Here is a 17,016-nt window from a genome sequence, read left to right as displayed (position 1 = left end):
ATCACTCCGAGTTTTGGTACTTTTTCTGCTCCTCTGTCATTTCGTCTATCCTGACGCCCATTGCGTCAAGCGCGCTTTTTGCCACCTGCACGTCAATATCTTCTGGCACACTGTATACCTTTTCCTCCATTTTTGCGTGGTTTTTCGCAACATGCAGTATGGACATGAGCTGGTTGGCAAAAGAGAGCGCCATGACCTCCGGCGGGTGGCCTTCTGCTGCCACGAGGTTTACCACCCTTCCCTTTGACAGCAGGTATAGCTTCTTGCCGGCTATGCTGAACCGCTCCACGCCGGGCCTTATTTCCTCCGGCTTTGCATTCGAGTAAAGATAGGAAGCGTCTATCTCGACGTCAAAGTGGCCAGTATTTGCCAAAATCGCGCCGTCCTTCATCTTTGCAAAATGCTCCTTCCTTATCACGCTCGTCTGGCCGGTGCACGTGATAAACAGGTCGCCGTACGGGGCCGCGTTAAGGAGCGTCGTCACTTCAAAGCCGTCCATCCTGGCCTCAAGGGCCCTGACCGGGTCTACTTCGGTAACGGTCACCACCGCACCCATCCCTCGCGCCTTTGCTGCGACTCCCTTTCCCACCCATCCGTAGCCGCACACAACTACGCGCGCTCCGGGCAGGAACATGCCCGTTGCGCGCATGATGCCGTCAAGGGTGCTCTGGCCCGTCCCGTGCCGGTTGTCAAAGAGGTATTTTGTCCTGGCGTTGTTCACCGCAATGATAGGGTACATCAGCCTGCCTGACTTTTCTAGCGCCAAAAGGCGCCTGACGCCTGACGTGGTTTCCTCCGTGCCTCCAACGATGCCCTTGGTTTTTGCCCTGTGGGCTGCTGTGTGCATGTCGCTCCCGTCGTCCGTAATTATCTGGGGAGAAAGCGCAAGCACCTGCCTTATGCAATCTCGGTACTCTTGCGCGGTTTCCCCACGCCACGCAAAAACACGTGCTCCTTCTTGCTGCAAAAACACGGCAATGTCGTCCTGCACTGAAAGCGGGTTTGCAGAGCACAGCGCAACCTTGGCGCCAAGCCTTTTTGCCGCCATGACGAGCACGGACGTCTCTTTTGTGACGTGCAGGCAAAATCCGATCGTGAAACCTTCGAGAGGTCTGTTCTTGCTATTTTTATCAACTATTTTTTCAACGATGGACATGCGCGCACGCGCCCATTCATGCGACAGCCTGCCCTTTTGTGCAAGATCCGGATCGGCTATTGTCGCTGTTCTTGTTTTTCCCGGCAACAAAATGTGGGGTATGCAGTTTGATGTATAAGAATTACTATACTGCCACTAGCTTTCGTATTCTTCGCGGTACTTGGCCCGTCCGCGCCTCATGACTGCAAAGAGCCCCATAATGACTGCGACCCATACGACGCTGAACATCATGTTGGTCGTGCTGACGTACATGTATGGAAGCGCTTCTATGATGTTATCCTGCAGCGAGTCAAGCGACACGTGCATGTCTTCCATGCCCGTGTTGTAGGCGCTGGAATGTGGCTCGACATTTGATATCGCGTTTGCCCTTGACACAATGTTGTCAAGCTCTAGCTGTATCAGGCCAAAGTCGGTCCTTGCTGTCGGAAACGACCACACGGGATTGCCCTTGACTGGCAGATCTGCTCTTGCTAAATTCACGTATTTTGCTACTTCTTCCGGTGTTTGAGCAGATTCGGCGCGCGTAAGGTATCCCAGCGCTGCGTCGATGGGGTAGATGGTGTTGCCGTAACCCCATATCCCCATGCCTACTGCAACTGCAATCAAGACCACCACGCCGGCCATGATTGCCTTGTACGAAGAAGCCATATCGCCTGCTACTACTGTGGTAAAGCTGACCAAGCCGTATTTAGGTGTGGCGGAGCCAAATTCCATCCGATGGAATTTATAACCATACTGCAATCTTTTTCCCTGAATTGACGCTGGTCAAAGTGGCCAATCAAGGAGAAGTTATGGAGAACGGAGGCAAGGAGATAAACGTCAACGGCACCAGGATCGCGCTCTTTTACTCAAACGGCAAGTATTACGCCTTGGAGGCGCTGTGCCGGCACCAGGACAAGCCCATTGCGCCCGGCAAGGTTGACGGCGAGGTGGTCGAGTGCCCGTGGCACTCGTGGCACTATAACATCCGCACGGGCGAGCTTTTGGACTACCTTGAGGGCGTCAAGATGACCACGTACAAGGTGGACGTCAGGGGCAACGACATCTACATCGACGTCTAAAGGATAAAAGGGCCCTTTTTGCACTGTGCTACTGTCATCTGCCGTGAAGCTGTACAACACCCTGACCCGCAAAGTCGAGGATCTGAAACCCGAGGACGACGACAAAGTCCGGATGTACGTCTGCGGAGTCACCGTCTATGACAGCTCGCACATCGGCCACGCAAGGACGGTCATTGTCTTTGACGTGCTCAGGCGCTACCTGATGGCAAAGGGCTATAAAGTCAAGTTTGTGCAGAACTTCACCGACGTTGACGACAAGATAATCAACCGCGCAAAGACAGAGGGCAAAAAGGCAGAAGAGATTTCAAGCAAGTACATCGACGCCTATTTCCACGATTTTAGCGGCCTGAACGTGCTTGCGGCCGACGTGCACCCAAAGGCGACAGAGCACATAACCGAAATGATCAACCTGATAAAAGGACTGGTGGACAAGGGCTATGCCTACCTTACGCTAAACGGCGTATATTTTCGCGTCAAGAAATTTGCCGGGTATGGCAAGCTGTCAAGAAAGCCTGTGGAAGAGCTGGAGGCAGGCGCAAGGATAGAAGTCGACCAGTCAAAAGAAGACCCGATGGACTTTGCGCTGTGGAAGTTCTCTTCCGAGCCTCCCTTTTGGGACAGCCCGTGGGGCAAGGGCCGGCCCGGCTGGCACATAGAGTGCTCGGCAATGGCGCTAAAATACCTCGGAAACACGTTTGAGATCCACGGCGGCGGCCACGACCTCGTCTTTCCGCACCATGAAAACGAGATTGCGCAGTCCGAGTCGTTCACGGGCGCGCAGTTTGCAAAAATATGGATGCACTCCGGCATGGTCACGATAAACTCGCAAAAGATGAGCAAGTCGCTTGGCAACATCGTCACGATAGAAAAGGCGCTTGAGCGGTGGGGCGCAAACACGCTGCGCCTGTACTGCGTTTCGGTGCACTATGCCAAGCCGCTTGACTACACGGAAGAGTTGCTAAAAGAGTCGGCGCAGCGCTGGCGTCAGATAGAGACGTGCGCCTTTGAGCTTGCATCGGCAGCGGCTGCTGGAAATAGCGGCGACAGAGGAGATGCAGATGCTGTAGCCAGAATGGCAGCCGAGTCCGAGCAAGCGTTTGATGCGGCGATGGACGATGACCTGAACACGTCGCTTGCGCTCACTGCTTTTCTGCAGTTTGTCACGAAACTGAACCAGTATGCTGCGTCTGACAAGTTGACAGGCGACATGGCAAAAGCCGCGCTGCCGGCGTTTGGCCGGATAATGTCCGTTCTGGGCTTGAAGGTGGCAGAGACAGGCGCGCAGGAGCAAAAAGAAGTTGAAGAGATGGTCGCCGCCCGCAACAGGCTGAGGGCCGAGAAAAAATTCAAGGATGCAGACGAGATCCGAAAAAGCCTGCTCGCACGCTCGATAGAGCTTATGGACCACAAGGGCCGCACGGTCTGGAAGAAGGTAGAGCGGCCGGAGCAGTAGTAGTTTTTCACACTTTGGTGCATCATTGTGGACACTAGCACTAATGTGAAACAGAGGCGGCAAGTATCGCAAGGCAAGCGACGATATGAAGATACTGGACGGTAAGCGCGTAGGCACTGTGACCTTTGAGGAAGACGGTATGCTCATAGGCGAGGTGCTGGGCGACGTTATCGTCAACGGCGGTTACCTTGAGTTGAAGGGCAAGGTTCTTGGAAACGTGCTTGTACGGGGCGGCTCGTGCAGGCTAACAGGCATCGTCAAGGGAAATGCCGTGAACGAGAAGGGCGACCTTGAGGTGTTTGGCGCAGTTCACGGCAAGGTGATATCAAAGCTGGGCTACACCTACGTAAATCCTGGTGCGGCAGTGGGCGGCATTGAAAACGCCCACGTAAAGAAGGAAGGAAAAGTGACGTCAGCCTAGCTGGCTGTTGTTGTAGTATTCTTTGTCTGCTTGATCTTTTCCAAGTCTTTCTGCAACCCTTCTATGGTCTTTGGTATCTCTTTTTCGGCACAGTCGAGGCACATTTGCTGGAGAGAAAGCGGGTATGCAAAATAGCGCTCGTTTAGGGCAATATCCTTCTTGCATTTGACGCACTTTTTCATCTTGTACGGGTCGGTGTTTTTAGTTATCATCCTCTACACTTCCACCACTTCGCCCTGCACAGGCGCGTGTGCGTCATAGCCGTACTTCTCCTTGATCTCTTGCGCGAATTTCTCGCAAGAGGGACCGTCGCCGTGCACCGTCAGCACCTTGGGGTTGCCCTGCACGCGGTCCAGTATCTCAAATAATTCACTGCGGCTGTTGTGGCCGGAAAACTCGAATCGCTTCACGTCGGCATAGCACTTTTTCATCTTGCCGTCAAAGTTTGCCACGCGCTTGTCAAGGAGCATCCTGCCTGGAGTTCCCTCTCCCTGGTACGAGACGAGGGCTATGCCGTTCTTTTCGCTTCCCATCATCTCCTGCGTGTAGAAAATTGCGGAACCGCCGACCAGCATTCCTGCCGGCGATATTATTACGCATGGCTCGTTGACGACCTTCCTGCGCCTGCCCCAGCCGGTAATCCACTCGGCGCCTCCGATTGCGCGCTTGAACATCTCTGGGTCGCGCAAAAACGCAGGGTGACGGCCCATGATCTCGTTTGCCTTGAGCGCCATGCCGTCCATGACGACCTTGTGCTTGAAATTGTAATGTTCCAAAACACATGCGATCTCTTGCGCCCTTTCGACAGAGAAGGAGGGTATGAACATCGTGCCGCCACGCTCGATGACCTCGTAGCAGAACTCTATCAGCTCCCGCTCTGACTGCTCGCGGGGCGTCTGCTCGTTCTGAGAGTACGTGCTCTCTATTATCATCATGTCAATCGGCCCAAGGTCAAGGTCCGCCGGCCTCAAGAGTTTGGAGCCCCGGGTGTTGATGTCGCCTGTGTAGAACAGCTTTTTGCCTTCGTGTTCTACAGTGACCGTCGAGCCTCCGACCACGTGGCCCGATTCATATAGCGTCACCTTGGCGTCGTTTACCATGTACGGCTCTCTGTACTGCAGTTTCTTGGAGCTTTTCAGCATGGTCATGACGTCGATGTATTCAAACGGCAGGTAAAAGCCGGACAGCTTTATCATGTCCTCTATCAAAAGCTCGGAAAGCTCAAACGTTGGCAGCGTGCCCAGTGCTGGTATGTCTGTGGTTCCTGAAAGATACAGTGACGGAACAAACCCAGAGTGGTCGAGGTGCGCGTGCGTGATTACGACGGCGTCGACCTCCTTTGGCTTGACGTGCATCGGGAAAACCGGCTCCCTCTTTAATAGCACGCCATAATCCATCAGTATGTTCGTATTGTTGCAGCTTGCGAGAAAAGCAGAACGGCCGACTTCTTTGGCGGCCCCCATTACCTTAACTTTCAATCTGTTTACATCTGAAAATCTTGTCTGTAGGCGCTTTAAAGCTTGCTAATTGTGGAGGGGAGGGGCGTGCTTCCAGTGGAAACGCGTCATTGGGCGCTAGTTCTTTTATACTTTGTAAACCGTGCAGCGGCTACAACCCCTCCTACTGCAAGCGCCGCAACGACTGCGGCGGCTGCCTCAAATTCCGGCACCGTTATAACGTCTTCAAGGGTTGTAACGCTGCTAAATGTCTTGCCGCCATCCATGCTTGCTCTCATGAGTATGCGCTGTTCGTAGGACGATTCTGTTGCATTAACGTCCTCAAGCCATAGTGCATAGATGTTGTCGTGCGATGCCACAAGCAGCACGTTGGATGGTGGACTAGTTTCTGGCGAATACTCTTTTTTTTGACTAGATCAGTTTGATTTCCCGTGCTTGGCTTGCCCTCATAACCTGTGGCAAACGATATCCTTCTTTCCATCTCTGAAAAGTCGCCCCATAAGATGTACGCCTTGCCGTCTTCCGTGATTATCATCTGTCTGATGCCGCTCTGATCCGAGTTGAATTCGCCGGGCGAAGGCAGCGTCACTCTCTTAAAGCTCCTGCCGCCATCCGCGCTTTTCAGCAGCAAGTAGCCATTTTCTCCTGCCGCCTGCCACAGAACGTACACGTTCCCATTTTGCGCCCATAAAGATGGGATGGAAATTGACCGCCATCCCTCCACATAATCTTTTGACAGGTTTACCTTGCCGCTAAATGTCTGGCCGCGGTCGCTACTTGAGGAAAAATAGAGATTGTCGTCTTTTTCCTTCCACATGAGATAAACATTGTTCCGTCAGCCGCGACGCTGAAAAGTCTCGGCATTGACAGGCTGCTGCCGATCAGTTTGTCCAGCGGCACCGGATCACCAAAGCTCCTGCCAGAGTCGTCGCTTTTTGCGAACAACGCCTTGGACGAGCAGACTGGCTCGCTCTGGAACGCACACTCCATGTCCTCTAACCAAACAACATAGACATCATCGCTTGATATTGCGATCCTTGGATTGATGGATTCAGCGACATTTTTGCTGATATTAACCGGATCACCAAATCTTTTTCCGCCATCGTCGCTTTTTCTAAGGATGATGTCAAACTGATCATCATTCCAAACCACGTATGCTCTGTTGCCGCTGGCAAGAACCTTTCCGCCATCTGCTATATACCCGGCTGTTCCAGCACTACCTAGAATCCCCTTTCCTAGGGGAATGGTGCTGCCAAAGCTTGTACCATCGTCGTTGCTCGCTTTGAATAGTACATTTCCATCACCTCCTTCCCACATGACATAGACGTTGCTCCCTTCAACGGCCATGTGCGGATATGCTGTGCATAAGGGACTTGAATGGTATAGGCTTGTGGTTTCGCCAAATGTCTTACCATTGTCGGTACTGCGCTTGAACAAAATGTAATGGTCTCCTTGTCCGTTGTTAGCGACTGTGTCGTGCTCCCAGAGGATGTACAGGTTGTCGCCCTGTGATATTGCCTGCATGTTGTACACGCCATGAGCGAAGCATAGTGCGTCTGTGGCAGGAATTGCTTGCCCGGCAATATTTGCAAGTAAAAGCGACATAACCACGGCCAGCATGATGGCGGATATTGACCGGCGCATTTTTGGGTGACTCGGTAATATTCTCATTACATATTAGACTTCTGTAAGAGGTTCTAGTCTCTTATTCAGCTATTCGAAACGCACATGCCACAGCGGATCTTGCACGGCAGGGTTTTCCAGCTTCTGCATGTACCCAAACCCGCACTCGTCAAGAACGGATTCAAAGTCATACCTTTCCTTCACCGAGGTCTCGGCCGCGATTTGCGTTTCCAGAGCATTCTTTACCTTTGCAGCCGTGTTTGGCTTGGCATAGACGTACCATAGATTGTGCGCGCCGCGCATCCCTGCCAGCTGTGCGCGTTTTTCCTCAGGCATCCTCGTGTAATGGCAGTTCATGATCTCGACGTTAACATCCTCCCATGAAGGCGTACGCCACCAAGCGACGCGCTCAAAGCCGTGGCCGTCAAACTCGGCAGCAAGGCTGATGCCCTGATCAAGCGTCGTGACAATGACGTCAGTGCTCTTGGCAACTGGATCGCGAAAGTCTTGCCCCGGCTCCATCCATCCTACAAAGATAACGTCGTATTTCCTGTCGATCCAGTGCGCGTCGGCTATCCTGATGTAGTCGGGTTTTGCGATGCCTAGGCCGTAGAATATGCCCGCGTCCTTTTCAAGCCCCTGTGCGCCCGGCAGGAACTCTCTTATTCTCTTTAAAAAGTCGCCATAGCCGCAGCCGACGTCAAGGTAGCTTGGCTTCTCGTTCACCGCTTTTGCTATTGCCGTGACGCGCAGCACGTCTACCTTGCGGTAGCCAAAGTAGGTGCCTGCAAAGAACGGAAAGCTGTATCGCGCGTGGTGCGGCGACGCGGCATTTCTCTGGAACTGCACGTACGACGCCATCGCCTTTCGCAGGTCGTCAGTGACAAACGGCATTGCTAGTCAAGGATCACTTCCCACAGTCGTTTTGCAGTCGTAACAGTTGCAAGCTCTTCTTTGTACCCAAACCCACACTCGTCAAGCACGGATTCAAAGTCGTACCGCTCTTCTTTTTTTGCATCCTCTTTTTTTGCGATATATGCTAGTGCCTCTCTTATCTTGTCAGCAAGCTCTGGCTTTGCATAGACGTACCAAAAGTTGTGCGCGCTGCGCAGGCTTGCAAGGTGGCGCTTTTTTTCCTCAGAAAGCGACGGCGTGTAGTAGCGGTTCATAAGCTCGGCGTTTACGTCTATCCACGAAGGCGTACGCCACCACGCTATTCTTTCAAAGCCAAACTCGTCGTACTCGCATCCGCCGTTTATCCCGCACTGGCCGCCTGCGTCAAACGTCGTAATGATGCACCTGGCAGTTTTTGCCACCTGCCTGCGAAAGTCGGTGCCCGGCTCCATCCACCCGACAAATGCAATGTCTACCGGCCTCGACAGTGACTCGACAGGCGCAATCCCGATGTAATCCGGCTTGGTCGCGCCAAGCGCGTAAAATATTCCGCCTTCCTTTTCGACGCCTGACGCGCCCGGCAAATACTCTCTCACCCTTTTCAGGAAATCTCCGTAGCCGCAGCCGACGTCTAGATAATCGGGGTTGTCGTTGACAGCTTTTGCTACTGCAACAACGCGCAGCACGTCGACCTTGCGGTATGCAAAATACGATCCTGTGAAAAACGGGAAAATGTATCGCGCGTGGTGAGCCGGCGGATTTTTCTCAGCAAACTGCCGATAAGCTTCATGTGCTTTCTGCAATTCTTCCAGCTTGAAAGGCATAGCTTGTGCGCGCAGTGCTGCACACCATCATGTCCCTATATTTTGCTTCACGCGCATAGAGGTTTTTACCCTATAACACCGTTTACAAAACCCCATAACGCTTATTAAGTTCCGTTCGTTACTCCTGACTTATGGTTAGGAAATTTGACGACTGGTGGAAGACAGTTCCAGCTGACTTGAAGGCAAAGGCTCGCAAAGGTGACGAGTCCAACAAGCCATTGCTCAACCAGGTTAACTACGTTCTTCTGCACCTTCATTTGGCAGGCAAGCACGACGCCAAGCCAACACACGAGGAGCTGAAGGACTGGCTGCACAGTGGCCAGGTTGACGTCCTGAGACAGGGCGGCAAGTAAGCAAGAAAAATACATCTCTTTTTTTCCTTTTCTTTTTCATCTTTTTAGCATCGAGCGAACGCTATCTTGCTGCATATTGTGAGAAAGTTATAACAGCGTTTTGGGATATGCATAGAGTTTAAATAGTTTCACGCACTGTCAACGCTTAGTGAATTAATAGATGCCAATTGCTATACTTCCAGACGTCGATGAGCAAAGATGCATCGGCTGCGCGCTCTGCGTAGAAATCTGCACCGCTCTCGGTCCAGATGTGCTCAGAGTAAAGCCGGTGGAAGGATGGAAGAGGGGTAAGGCATTTGTCTTCTATCCAGAGAGATGCATCTCCGATGGAGCTTGCGTCGGTGTGTGCCCAACACACGCTATATTCTGGATGAGGCCGATGGAATACACCCCAGGACAGCCAGTCCCGCTGCACAAGAACGGTGTGTTCAGCAAGGGCTGGGAAGAAGGTTAAGTCCATCCCCAACACTCTTTTCTCTTCTCTTTTTCTCCTTTTTTCAAAACTTATTTCTACTAGTTCGTCGATCGTACTGCTACAATATGTGCGACTACATGTATTATGAAGAGTTGCGCAAGCACAAGATCAGAAAGCAGATACCTAAACCAGAGCCGGAACTGGAGCCAATGGAAAAAGAAGAAAAGCCGATCGTAGTCAAAGCCTAGAATACGTGTCTGCCAGCCGAAGAGGTTCTGGCAGCCACTCTTCTTTCTTTGTCATGCTCTTCACTAGAGAAACTGCAGATTCGAGAGACATCCTGTGGCCGATGCTCACGTACAGATTTTTCTTCCTTCGACCCTCTGCCGTTATCATGTAGCCAAGAGTTTTGCCGCCAAGCTCTATGTAATTGTCGTCTCTTACGCTTCCGCACAGCAGGCTCTTTGCAGCGCCTATCGCCGGCTTGTCCTTGACAACTCCGACATAGCACGCAAGGCCGCACCTGCGCGGGTGCAACAGCCCATGACCGTCAACCATCACAAGGTCGTAATGTTTCAGCCGTTTTAGCGTGCGAAGGATAGGGCCTGCCTCTCGCAGCATGAAAAGGCCTGGAATGTACGGGTGCTTGATCTCGCTTTTTGTCCTTGCCTGCTCCACAACGATGTTTAGATCGGCAATGTCCATGACAACGGCGGAACAGTGCGCCATGCCTTTGCGGTACGAGACATCGACTCCGCACACAAACCTGATTTCGCCGTGGTCGTCTGTTGCAATGACCTTTCTTGCAATCTCTTTTTGCTGCCGGATTGCGCCGGCCGGCGTGGTAGGCAGCCTATAGCCTGTCAATTACGTGATCTGAATGATAATCCTCTACGCGGGCCTTTAGCCTTGCCTCATGCGCGGCCTGCTTCATGAACTCGTCGGCGACGATTATCACTTCGTCAAACTTGCCTGCAAATGCTTGAAGAGATTCTACAAACGTCTGGTAGTCGCTTGTGCGCCTCTCTGCCCTTGGCGTCAGGTTGTGCGACGCAGGAAACACGTCTGATATTTCCGCCGGGATGATGCCGAGGTACGGGTTGTACGTCGCAATCTGCGCGTCAGGGAATTTCTTGGCAAGCGCCTTGAATCCTCTCGTCGCGTAAAAGGGGTGGATCTCGCCTTCCGGGAACACGACCAGCTTTTTCTTGGTCGTTGCGAACCTTGAAACAGCCTGCCTAAAGCGCCTTGCCTCCGGCCTGTACTGGTCTATTGGGTCGAAGAAAAAGATCGCCTTTTCCTTGAAAAGCGGCGTGCCGTCTGCAATAAAGTCAAACTCGCCATTGTTGCCAAACAGCTGCACCGCCTCCATCAGCTTGGGGTGCGCCCTTGCCTTTTGCATCACGTACTCCCACAGCCTGCCGTCCATTATGGCCTGCTTTGTCATGTCGACCTCTGCCTTTAGCACATGCAGGTTGTGCTTGGCGACCTCTATCATGCGCTGGTCTCTTGGCATGTCGCGCAGCTCCTTGAGCGTGTGCGAGGAGCAGACAGGGCACTGGCACGGCAGGTACGTCATCTCTTCCATTCGCGCCGTGCCGTTTGCGTGCATGTATCTGCCGTCCTTGGCGTACAGCATGTATGATGCCGAGTCAAACGTGTCGCAGCCAAGCGCAATCGCAAGCGGGATGGTGAGCGGGTGTCCTGCGCCAAAGAGGTGCACCGGTTTTGCCGGTATCACTTTTTTTGCACGCGCTATCATGCGCGCCAAGGTTGCAAACTCGTATGCCTCCATCAGTTCTACCGGGCTTCCAAGTGCCATGAACTGAAAGCCCATGCCATCAAGGGCTTGCGCCGAATGTTCCACCAAGTCGAAATGCTCAGCGCCCTGCACGGGCCCGACCCACACCGCATCAGTGTCATTGCCGACAACCTCAAGTGTTTCTTTGCAGTTTTCAAGCGTAATCCTGACGTACTCTTTGGCCTGCCCGTACGGAAGGCCGTAGCCTGTGGGCTTGTCAAGGGGTATCGGGATGTCGCTTTTGATGTCTTTTTCAAACTGCGCCATCGCCGCCGGCTCGACCTCCACAGACCCGTACTCAAGCACCTGGTAGCCGCCCGAGTCGGTCATCACCGAGCCGTCAAAGCCGATGATGTTGTGTATGCCACGCTTTCTTGCCTCGTCGCCGTAGTGCTTTAGGGTGATGTACGCGTTTGTAATAACGAGCGAAAAGCCCATCTTTTCCTTGAGGAATTGCGGGCTTATTGTCTGCCTGACTGGATGTACAACAGGCACAAACGCCGGCGTCTCTACCTCCCCGTGGGGCGTCGAGAGCCTGCCTATGCGGGCCGCAAGATCCGTGTAGCGGACCTCAAACGCCACTCTACTTCTTTGTCTCCTTCATAAAGGCGTCAAAGATGGACCTGACCCTGTCGGCAGAAAGGCCCGTTCCTTCCTCCACTCCTGACTGCGTCACCTTTATCTTGTCCATGACGATGATCGCGCCGACGTCTTCACGGATCCTGACAAGGCCGGGAAACGCCCTTTCCAGCCTTTCTGCAAGCGCCTTAAAGTCAAACGGCTTTTCCATCAAGCGGATTTCCTTGACAAACGCGCCGTTCAGGATCATTTTCAGTATGCCGTGGCCCTCGACGTTGTCAAGCACGATGTCAAGCTTGTCGTCGACGCCAGCAAGCGTCCCGTTGTAAACCTTGCTATCAGAAGTCTCTACCGCCACCTTTTTGCCTATGAATTGAAGAGTCTCTTCACCAAATTTTCTTGTAACAACAGCTGCCATGCCTTTCTCAATTGCTCGGTTGTATATATACGAATTTTTAGGCCAGCAGGACTTCTAGGCGGTCAAGAGCGCCGTGCCAACGCTTTTTGGCACGCGCCATATCCGCAGCCTTGGCAAGCCTGTTCTGCTGTACTGCCACCCTACTCTTTTTGTCGCCCTTTACGTAAAAGTTGGCCTTTACGTTCGTGCCATCCGGCCACGTTATGCGCATCTGCTTTTCTTTGTAGCAATTGGACAAAAGGTGTTGTTGCATAAGACCGTTTTCTGAGTGTGCATAAATGCATAATTTGAGCACGGCTGCGCATAATTCCTTGCAGCCGCATTGTCGTGAGAAATATTATCGTACATTGCATATTCTCTGCTTCCCAAGAAGATAAAAGAATTAGTTTCTCGCAGCAAGCATTGTTAGATAGAAAGAAAACCCGCATCAATGACATATATGAAAAAATGGTTATGTGTTCAAGTGGGTCATCATGAAAAAGTGGGCGGTGTTATCCAAGAAGCTCAAAAGGATGGCTGGAACCTTCATACCTACACCACGGCCGGACCCGGTGGGACATTTACAAACCAAATCGTCAACCACTACCTTCTGTTTGTAAAGGAAGAATGATGATGTTGATGAGCTGAGCGGCAAAAAGCTGTGGGGGAGTTTAGCTCATCATTTCACATGTGTGTAGGCTTGTACGGTATCGTCGCCTATGCGTCCCCTAGTAGGCAAAGTAGCGCTGCACCTCTTCCTCTGATATCACCGCAAGCCAGTCGACAGAGCCGGAGCGCCGAGGCTTTTCCTTTTGCACCGTGGCGACTATCTCTTCGGCAGTCTGCTCTGGCGTTTTTCCAGAAGTGTCAAACTCGGCCACCTTGCGCTTGCCAAACGCCTTTATGGAATCGTAAAGGGAGATGCCGAGGATCTCGGCCGAGACGTTCTCATTGATTTTTTCCTGAATGTACTTGCGCTCAAGCAATGACTCTTCAAGCTTTCGGGGCGACCTGCGCAGGACAGCGACCATGTCAATGCCCGCTGGTTTTACAACATAGGGCGCAAGGTGGCCAACTATGACAAAACTACTTTTCTTCTTTTTATTTAACATGCTTGCAACTATCTTGCTGGCCTTTTTCGTGTCGATTTCGATTCCCTTGCCTGTCTTTTCCAGCACTGCGCCATTGTCAAGCGCGACTCTGTTGATGTCGATTATCTCTGCTTTCAGCTCTCTTGCAACAATCTGGGCGCTCGTGTGCTTGCCCACGCCCGGGTTTCCCGTGATGACCAGCCTGACTACTGCTTTTTTCAAATAATAGTGTACATGAGCGCACGTCTGGCTATCTGCTTTTCGCCTGCCGCCGCTATAGGTTTATCCGACCGCATGCCGTAAACGCGGCATATGCGGACCTGCGAGTCGTGCGGGCGTGTCAGGTTCTACTCGCTCAATTTCCTATTCTCAAAGACGGTGTGCAACGAGTGCTACCTGAAGATGAAGGAAAGAAACGCCGATGATTCCAAGGAATAGCTACTATCTATCACACACGTCTGCAGGCAGGCTGTTCTGAATCTCTCCGTCAATTACTCCGCTGCACGAATTTGCAATTATTCCATCGTTTAGAAATTCCCCTGCTACATTTGAAATAACTCCCTCGTTGTTTATTATCGCCTTGTCCTCATCCAAGCGATTCACAAACCTGCCCACGTCATTTGAAATCCTGCCGTGGTTGTTGATTGTGCCGAGGTTGTAAATTTCGCCCACCGTGTTTTCGATTTCGCCAAAATTGTCTAGAACGGTAACAACACCGCCTGTAATCGGTCCAAAGTGGCGATAAATCACTATAGTTCCGGAATTCGATATCCCTCCTTCATTGTCAAACTCTCCGGCCATATTGATTCTGCCTTTGTTGGAAATTGTTCCGGCGTTGATAGCCACGCTTTCATCAAAAAACTGGGCCTGTCCCTTGTTGTCAACCAGTCCCCGGTTGGTAAAATTTGCGTAATTGTAGATGTAGTAGTTATTTTCAATGGTTGCCTCGTTTACAATCCTTGGTGCCGGCAGGTTTTTTGCTGCAACTGCACCGCCAAAGTCCCTGCCGTTTTCAATTATGCCACTGTTGACAAACGTCCCGTTCCTGTGAAAGATGACGCCATTGTTGTAGATATAGCCTTCGTTATTTTTCAAGATGCCTCCATTCACAACGAGCGTGCCATTGTTGCTTATAAGCCGCGTAGTGGTAAGGTTGCCGCCTGACAGTATCTCCAGAGTAACATCGCCTGCTATCCTGATTTCGTCACCGCCTCCGACTATGAAACTGCCGCGCATGTGACAGGTTCTGCGTCCCTGATCCCATTCCATCGGCGCGCCGCTGACAGGAACGCCGACGCAGGATTCCCCGTCAGCTATATCGTAGCGCACCACCGCACCCGTTGATGGAGCAGGCTGATACGACAGAATTACAAAAGGCGATATGAATACCAGAACGAGAGATAGGATCATGAGCATGTTCGCAAGGTCCATTTTCCTCCGCGCAACATGGGTGATGTAGCTTGCTAGCAGGTAAAAGTACTCCATTACGGTCGTTGCAAGAGTAACTAAAAAGGTCGTGTCGGCCAACGGAGGATGGTAATCTAGTCCGAGCAGCTGGGAAGGAACCTGAAAGACCTCCAGAAGAAAAAAGTAGTACAGGCCGCCGACCAGCACCGCCGGCCATAGAAAAGCTGCGATTGAGGCAAAAAACATCAGCGCTATGAAAGAGAAAACAAGAAAGATTGCCAGCTTGGTCCCGTCTATCGATAGAAATCTGACTATTTTTTCATGCAAAGTACGACTCCTCAGGTAATACGGCAGCAGACGCCCCGGCAGACTGGCAACTAGCTTTCCTCCGCAAAAGAAGGTATACAATCAAGCTATGTTGGTTGGACATCCGGTAAATACTAGATGGCGCCAGTATATCTGTTTTTGGTTGGACGGCCAACATAATCTTAAATAGCTGGCGATCCTACGATACTTTGTGTCCAACCCCGAGAAGACAAAGGACAAGAAAATGTGGATACCGGTAATGAAGATGCTGCTAACCGCGTTCAAAACAAGAGACAGACCAGCATGAAAGTCCAGATCTCTACTGAAGTGAAAGTCCATGCGCCGCCGGAAAAGGTGTGAGACTATCTTTGCGACGCCCACATGCCTGATGCAGCCCCCTGGTGCTTCAAGATTGGCGTGCCGACCCCAAAAGAATGCAGGATAGTGGGTGAAGCAAAGGGTGTCGGGTCGCACCGCCAGTGCCGGACCGGCAAGGGCTTTATCGACCAGCAGATCACGGAATGGAATCCGCCATACCGGCTCGCGTTTGTCGCAACGTCTGACACCATAGGCATGTACAAGCACATCAAGCAGATGCAGGACACGTTCCTGCTTGAAGCCGTTGAAGATAGCACCAGGCTGACCCGCCTTACCCAGTTTGAAACAAAGGGCGCGTTTGATTTTGTAAAGGCGTTCTTGTTCAAGCTTGCCGTCAGGCGCCTTCACAAATACGTCATGGAGGGCTTTAAAACGCTGGCCGAAGCCAAGCAATAATAAGGTCAGTCAGCCCTGCGCGCTTCCGCACTTGTTGCAGAACTTGGCGTTTGCCTTGAGCCTGCTTCCGCAGCTGACGCAGAACTTGCCCTCCGGCTCTAGCGTCTCGCGGTTTAACGGCGTCAGCTGGGGCGGGGTCATCTGCTCAGTGGGAGCTGGTGCCTGTACATCGCCGTACATGTCTGCAACGGCTCCTGTCGGCTTGAACGAGTCGTCCGTGTCCGGCGCAAACTCGGAATTGCTTTTCTCGCCCTTTTCCTCGACGTAGAGCATGAGGCGTGGCACCTGTCCCTTGCCCGGCGCGTTCACCTGCTCGCCAAGCCACAGCGCAAATTTTTTCAGTGTCATCTCGGGCGTGGAAAAGGTGAGCGAGTGCGTCGACATGTACTCGTCGGTTGCAGACCTGCCGTTGAAGACCTTGGTCATAGGTGGTTTTCCGCAAAGTCTCTATTATATTATTGCGATTTGCCGCACTTGCTGCAGAACTTGGCGTGCTGCGGTATGGACGCCCCGCAGAAAACGCAGTTCTTTGTGCTGCCGCCTGCCTTGGGCCTTGGAAGCTCTATATCTACAGGCTTGAACGTCGGCTCTGCCTGGGGCGACGGAAGCGTATATCCTGCAGACGGCCCGACGGACCCTCCTGCGTTCACAAAGCCTCCGATGCCAAAGCCTGCCTGCTGCGGCGGCGCGGTAGTTGCCACTCCGCCCGTCGGGTTCTTTACCGACGTGCCCTTGTCCATCGCGCCCTTGATCTCAAATATGACGCGGATAGCAAGAAAGTTCATCGCAGACGTGGCGACGAGGTAGTCGCCTATCCTGGCAAAATACTCTTTTTCGTTCATCTTGCCCTGCTTGTACAGCTGCGTGGCGTCTATGAAGGCCTCGTACATGTTCTGCGTGTCGTTTGACAGCTGCTTTAGCTTCTCAGACAGGCCGCCAAGCGTGTCGACGCCAAAAGACATTAGAAAAAGAAGGAGTTGCGGGACTTAAAAACGATTCCCGCT

General features: G+C 52.3%; 26 protein-coding genes. 9 read left to right on the top strand and 17 right to left on the bottom strand.

Features of this window, described 5'->3' with window-relative positions:
• Position 1: 1 nt before the first annotated feature.
• Together NTE_RS15095 and NTE_RS15090 are read right to left on the bottom strand one after the other, a co-directional pair.
• Positions 2-1,243, bottom strand: a complete 1,242-nt coding sequence (locus NTE_RS15095) for an adenosylhomocysteinase (protein WP_226987055.1) — start codon at positions 1,241-1,243, stop codon at positions 2-4.
• 48 nt (positions 1,244-1,291) lie between these two features.
• Positions 1,292-1,870: a hypothetical protein gene (locus NTE_RS15090; RefSeq protein ID WP_158385649.1), complete on the bottom strand. Its 579-nt coding sequence runs from the start codon at positions 1,868-1,870 to the stop codon at positions 1,292-1,294.
• A 41-nt stretch (positions 1,871-1,911) separates the two neighbouring features.
• Here NTE_RS15090 and NTE_RS15085 point away from each other — a divergent pair, with 41 nt between their 5' ends.
• From NTE_RS15085 to NTE_RS15075, 3 genes are all read left to right on the top strand, one after another.
• On the top strand, positions 1,912-2,217 hold the full coding sequence (locus tag NTE_RS15085; protein WP_148701769.1) for a Rieske (2Fe-2S) protein: 306 nt from the start codon (positions 1,912-1,914) through the stop codon (positions 2,215-2,217).
• 43 nt (positions 2,218-2,260) lie between these two features.
• Positions 2,261-3,670: a cysteine--tRNA ligase gene (gene cysS, locus NTE_RS15080; RefSeq protein ID WP_148701768.1), complete on the top strand. Its 1,410-nt coding sequence runs from the start codon at positions 2,261-2,263 to the stop codon at positions 3,668-3,670.
• Between the two features lie 85 nt (positions 3,671-3,755).
• On the top strand, positions 3,756-4,091 hold the full coding sequence (locus tag NTE_RS15075; RefSeq protein ID WP_148701767.1) for a hypothetical protein: 336 nt from the start codon (positions 3,756-3,758) through the stop codon (positions 4,089-4,091).
• Here NTE_RS15075 and NTE_RS15070 read toward each other — a convergent pair.
• From NTE_RS15070 to NTE_RS15045, 7 genes are all read right to left on the bottom strand, one after another.
• Complete coding sequence (locus tag NTE_RS15070; protein WP_148701766.1) at positions 4,088-4,303, bottom strand: hypothetical protein; 216 nt, start codon at positions 4,301-4,303, stop codon at positions 4,088-4,090. The two genes, NTE_RS15075 and NTE_RS15070, sit on opposite strands and share 4 nt — an antisense overlap.
• Positions 4,304-4,306: 3 nt before the next feature.
• Complete coding sequence (locus tag NTE_RS15065; RefSeq protein ID WP_148701765.1) at positions 4,307-5,569, bottom strand: MBL fold metallo-hydrolase; 1,263 nt, start codon at positions 5,567-5,569, stop codon at positions 4,307-4,309.
• Between the two features lie 86 nt (positions 5,570-5,655).
• Complete coding sequence (locus NTE_RS16815; RefSeq protein WP_158385647.1) at positions 5,656-5,826, bottom strand: hypothetical protein; 171 nt, start codon at positions 5,824-5,826, stop codon at positions 5,656-5,658.
• Positions 5,823-6,365, bottom strand: coding sequence for a hypothetical protein (locus NTE_RS15060; RefSeq protein WP_148701764.1), 543 nt, complete (start codon positions 6,363-6,365; stop codon positions 5,823-5,825). Before NTE_RS15060 ends, NTE_RS16815 begins: the two co-directional genes overlap by 4 nt.
• Positions 6,290-7,168 carry a sialidase family protein gene (locus tag NTE_RS15055; protein ID WP_148701763.1) on the bottom strand — a complete coding sequence of 293 codons (879 nt, stop codon included), beginning with the start codon at positions 7,166-7,168 and terminating at the stop codon, positions 6,290-6,292. Before NTE_RS15055 ends, NTE_RS15060 begins: the two co-directional genes overlap by 76 nt.
• A 93-nt stretch (positions 7,169-7,261) precedes the next feature.
• Positions 7,262-8,065 (bottom strand): class I SAM-dependent methyltransferase, encoded by an 804-nt coding sequence (locus NTE_RS15050; protein ID WP_148701762.1) that lies wholly within the window; start codon positions 8,063-8,065, stop codon positions 7,262-7,264.
• Between the two features lie 2 nt (positions 8,066-8,067).
• Positions 8,068-8,868: a hypothetical protein gene (locus NTE_RS15045; protein ID WP_148701761.1), complete on the bottom strand. Its 801-nt coding sequence runs from the start codon at positions 8,866-8,868 to the stop codon at positions 8,068-8,070.
• A gap of 152 nt (positions 8,869-9,020) precedes the next feature.
• Here NTE_RS15045 and NTE_RS15040 point away from each other — a divergent pair, with 152 nt between their 5' ends.
• From NTE_RS15040 to NTE_RS17410, 3 genes are all read left to right on the top strand, one after another.
• Positions 9,021-9,242: a hypothetical protein gene (locus NTE_RS15040; protein WP_075055254.1), complete on the top strand. Its 222-nt coding sequence runs from the start codon at positions 9,021-9,023 to the stop codon at positions 9,240-9,242.
• Positions 9,243-9,402: 160 nt separating this feature from the next.
• Positions 9,403-9,696 carry a 4Fe-4S dicluster domain-containing protein gene (locus NTE_RS15035; protein ID WP_075055255.1) on the top strand — a complete coding sequence of 98 codons (294 nt, stop codon included), beginning with the start codon at positions 9,403-9,405 and terminating at the stop codon, positions 9,694-9,696.
• An 86-nt stretch (positions 9,697-9,782) separates the two neighbouring features.
• Complete coding sequence (locus tag NTE_RS17410; protein ID WP_264357922.1) at positions 9,783-9,905, top strand: hypothetical protein; 123 nt, start codon at positions 9,783-9,785, stop codon at positions 9,903-9,905.
• On the opposite strand, the gene NTE_RS15030 is transcribed toward NTE_RS17410, so the two are convergent.
• From NTE_RS15030 to NTE_RS15015, 4 genes are read right to left on the bottom strand one after another with little or no spacing between them, the layout of a single operon-like run.
• On the bottom strand, positions 9,895-10,524 hold the full coding sequence (locus NTE_RS15030; RefSeq protein WP_148701760.1) for an endonuclease V: 630 nt from the start codon (positions 10,522-10,524) through the stop codon (positions 9,895-9,897). The two genes, NTE_RS17410 and NTE_RS15030, sit on opposite strands and share 11 nt — an antisense overlap.
• On the bottom strand, positions 10,511-12,040 hold the full coding sequence (tgtA, locus tag NTE_RS15025; protein ID WP_148701759.1) for a tRNA guanosine(15) transglycosylase TgtA: 1,530 nt from the start codon (positions 12,038-12,040) through the stop codon (positions 10,511-10,513). Before tgtA ends, NTE_RS15030 begins: the two co-directional genes overlap by 14 nt.
• A gap of 1 nt (position 12,041) precedes the next feature.
• Positions 12,042-12,455: an Lsm family RNA-binding protein gene (locus NTE_RS15020; protein ID WP_148701758.1), complete on the bottom strand. Its 414-nt coding sequence runs from the start codon at positions 12,453-12,455 to the stop codon at positions 12,042-12,044.
• A 37-nt stretch (positions 12,456-12,492) separates the two neighbouring features.
• Positions 12,493-12,693, bottom strand: coding sequence for a hypothetical protein (locus NTE_RS15015; RefSeq protein ID WP_148701757.1), 201 nt, complete (start codon positions 12,691-12,693; stop codon positions 12,493-12,495).
• Between the two features lie 243 nt (positions 12,694-12,936).
• Here NTE_RS15015 and NTE_RS17405 point away from each other — a divergent pair, with 243 nt between their 5' ends.
• Positions 12,937-13,065 (top strand): hypothetical protein, encoded by a 129-nt coding sequence (locus NTE_RS17405; protein ID WP_264357921.1) that lies wholly within the window; start codon positions 12,937-12,939, stop codon positions 13,063-13,065.
• 97 nt (positions 13,066-13,162) lie between these two features.
• On the opposite strand, the gene NTE_RS15010 is transcribed toward NTE_RS17405, so the two are convergent.
• Positions 13,163-13,747, bottom strand: coding sequence for an adenylate kinase family protein (locus NTE_RS15010; RefSeq protein WP_148701756.1), 585 nt, complete (start codon positions 13,745-13,747; stop codon positions 13,163-13,165).
• Positions 13,748-13,837: 90 nt separating this feature from the next.
• Between NTE_RS15010 and NTE_RS17400 the strand changes: the two genes are divergently transcribed.
• On the top strand, positions 13,838-13,963 hold the full coding sequence (locus tag NTE_RS17400) for a hypothetical protein (protein WP_264357920.1): 126 nt from the start codon (positions 13,838-13,840) through the stop codon (positions 13,961-13,963).
• A gap of 3 nt (positions 13,964-13,966) precedes the next feature.
• Here NTE_RS17400 and NTE_RS15005 read toward each other — a convergent pair whose 3' ends face one another.
• Positions 13,967-15,259: a hypothetical protein gene (locus NTE_RS15005; protein ID WP_148701755.1), complete on the bottom strand. Its 1,293-nt coding sequence runs from the start codon at positions 15,257-15,259 to the stop codon at positions 13,967-13,969.
• A gap of 360 nt (positions 15,260-15,619) precedes the next feature.
• On the opposite strand from NTE_RS15005, the gene NTE_RS15000 reads away from it, so the two are divergent.
• A complete protein-coding gene (locus tag NTE_RS15000; protein WP_148701754.1) occupies positions 15,620-16,012 on the top strand; it encodes an SRPBCC family protein in 393 nt (130 codons plus the stop codon).
• Between the two features lie 9 nt (positions 16,013-16,021).
• Here the strand turns inward: NTE_RS15000 and NTE_RS14995 are convergent, their stop codons facing one another.
• Positions 16,022-16,438, bottom strand: coding sequence for a zinc ribbon domain-containing protein (locus tag NTE_RS14995; RefSeq protein WP_148701753.1), 417 nt, complete (start codon positions 16,436-16,438; stop codon positions 16,022-16,024).
• A 29-nt stretch (positions 16,439-16,467) separates the two neighbouring features.
• Positions 16,468-16,974: a zinc ribbon domain-containing protein gene (locus NTE_RS14990; protein ID WP_148701752.1), complete on the bottom strand. Its 507-nt coding sequence runs from the start codon at positions 16,972-16,974 to the stop codon at positions 16,468-16,470.
• Positions 16,975-17,016: the final 42 nt, after the last annotated feature.

The sequence above is a fragment of the Candidatus Nitrososphaera evergladensis SR1 genome, from assembly GCF_000730285.1.
GTDB classification, from domain to species: Archaea; Thermoproteota; Nitrososphaeria; order Nitrososphaerales; family Nitrososphaeraceae; genus Nitrososphaera; species Nitrososphaera evergladensis.
The sequence above is the reverse complement of the archived record's forward strand: the minus strand, read 5'-3'. Positions and strand labels throughout refer to the sequence as shown.